Genomic DNA, 2515 nt, shown 5'->3' on the forward strand with positions numbered 1-2515 from the left:
CACTGGTATACAGATGAAGATCGAAAACGCCAGTTATGCCGCTACATGAAAGATAAGTTTGATATACCTGAGTCACTGACGGTTTTAGCTATTGAAGCGGGAGATATTGCTCAGGATGATTTTCACAGTGAACTTAAACGTCAGGGACAAAAGATTATTGATAGTGTAAAAAAATCCGGTACATATGCGGTCATTCTGGCATCAAGACCTTATCAGAATGACAGTCTCGTGAATCACAATCTGTCGGAAATGTTTACAGGTATGGGTATTCCTGTGCTGACTGCAGACAGTGTTCCGGGAACAGAAAATGAGGATCTTCACAGGAGTCGTCTGGATATTGTCAACAATTTTCATGCCCGTATGCTTTCATGCAGCATCGCAGCCGCAAAAAGTCCTTATCTTGAGTATGTACAGATTGTGAGTTTCGGCTGCGGACATGACGCCTATCTGTCGGATGAGATTATACGGGTGATGAATGATATTTCCGGAAAAGCCCCTCTGGTATTGAAAGTGGATGAGACAGATATAAAGGGGCCACTTCGAATTCGTGTCCGGTCATTTATTGAGACGGTCAATATGCGCCGCAATCGAAGAACATTGGAGCTTTCTGACATGAGAGAGCCTTATCCGGTAAAATTTAAAAAGGATGATCGTAAGAAAAAGGTCGTTCTTGTACCAAATACCTCCCATGCATTCTGCCGATTAATGTCAGCTGCATTCTGCAAACAGGGAATCAGCGCAGAACCTCTTGAACTCGGAAGGGAAGAGGCGATTCATCTTGGAAAGCAGTATGTCAATAATGATATATGTTTTCCGGCCCAGATGGTCATAGGAGAGGCTTTGGCAGCACTGAAGAGCGGAAAATATGATGCAGACCATGTGGCTATCGGTATGGGAAAATATATCGGTGACTGCCGCCTTACCCACTATGGAGCCCTTCTTCGAAAGGCTCTGGATGATGCCGGATTTAAAAATGTGCCGATCCTTACAAATGATGATGTGGATTATCATCAGCTTCATCCCGGTTTTAAACTGGATCTTTTCTCTTCGATGCGGATTGCCTTCGGACTTCCGATGATCGATGTTCTTGAAGAATTGCTTCGAAAGATACGTCCTTACGAAAAAATCAGAGGAAGTGCGGACATTGCCTTTGAAAAGGGAATCGATGCAGTAATGCGTGGGCTTGAATCTCATGGCATACGCGGGGCTGCGGTCGGATTTAAAAAAGCAATCGATATGATGAATAATATAGAATATGACCGGACAGAAAAACGTCCCCAGGTACTTATTGTGGGCGAATATCTTTTGAATTTTCATCCGGGTGCAAACCATGATATTGAATTGTATCTTGAAAGGAATGGTTTTGAGATCATTGAAGCCCGTATGACAGATGTTATTCGTAAATCTTATTTTTATAAAGACATGCAGATTAAAGAGTATCATGTCAAGGCATCTCTGAAAAATAAAATGTGGCTGTCTATGACAGATGAATTTTTTGATCTTGCCCATAATCTGACCGATCGGATAGCGAAAAGTCACCCCCTTTATGAACCGGCCTGCAGGCTGACGGATCTGGTGAAAGAGAGTGATTCGATTTTTCACCATACTTTTGATGCGGGTGAAGGGGTCTTAATACCGGGAGAGATCATACATCATGCCAAAAAGGGCTGCAAAGCCTTTGTCGTTCTGCAGCCATTCGGTTGTCTTCCGAATCATATCGTGGGGCGGGGTATTATTAAACGTCTGAAAGAAATGTATCCGAATATTCAGATTCTGCCATTGGATTATGATCCGGATATCAGTTTTGCCAATATTGAAAATCGTCTCCAGATGCTTATTATGAATGTCAAATCGAATATGAAATAATACGCTGCATATCTTCTGGCATCGGGGCTGTGAATTCCATATATTTTCCTGTGATTGGATGGATGAAGGACATTTTATGAGAATGGAGAGCCTGACGATGGATCCATTCCATATCCGGATTATAAAGATAATCTCCGATCAAAGGGGAACCGATGGATTTCATGTGAATGCGTATTTGATGGGTACGGCCTGTTTCCAGATAAAGGGAGAGGAGGCTGTGCCCATTTTCTTTTTTCACTACTTGATAATGGGTGACAGCCGGCTCCCCATGTTCATAGTCAATGGTGCGCTCAATGATGGAACCGGGTTTGCGTCCGAGAGGGGCATTGATGGTGCCGGAGTCAGGAAAAAGGCTGCCCCGGACAATGGCCAGATACTGACGGTGTACATGTTGGTTCATGACCATGGATGCTAAAATACCGGAACAGAGAAGATTTTTCGAAATAATGGTCACACCGGATGTGTCTCTGTCCAGACGGTTTGTGCATCGGAAAATGAAAGGTTTATTTTGCCTGGAAAAGTAGTAAGCGAGTGCGTTGGCCAGAGTGTTATCATAATTATTTATGGAGGGATGAATCGGCATGCCCGCCGGCTTATTTACGGCAAGCAGATCTTCGTCTTCATAGAGGATATCAAGAGGCAGACAGAC

At 43.5% G+C, this 2515-nt stretch carries 2 protein-coding genes; one reads left to right on the top strand and one right to left on the bottom strand.

Annotated elements, in window-relative coordinates; all coding sequences use genetic code 11:
* The coding region (locus tag QZZ35_RS11000; protein ID WP_291237444.1) for an acyl-CoA dehydratase activase-related protein at window positions 1–1866 on the top strand (1866 nt) is incomplete at its 5' end.
* Here QZZ35_RS11000 and QZZ35_RS11005 read toward each other — a convergent pair.
* The coding region (locus QZZ35_RS11005; RefSeq protein WP_291237445.1) for an RluA family pseudouridine synthase at window positions 1847–2515 on the bottom strand (669 nt) is incomplete at its 5' end. The two genes, QZZ35_RS11000 and QZZ35_RS11005, sit on opposite strands and share 20 nt — an antisense overlap.

This window comes from Frisingicoccus sp., assembly GCA_016298055.1.
In the GTDB taxonomy this organism is placed as follows: Bacteria; Bacillota; Clostridia; order Lachnospirales; family Lachnospiraceae; genus Frisingicoccus.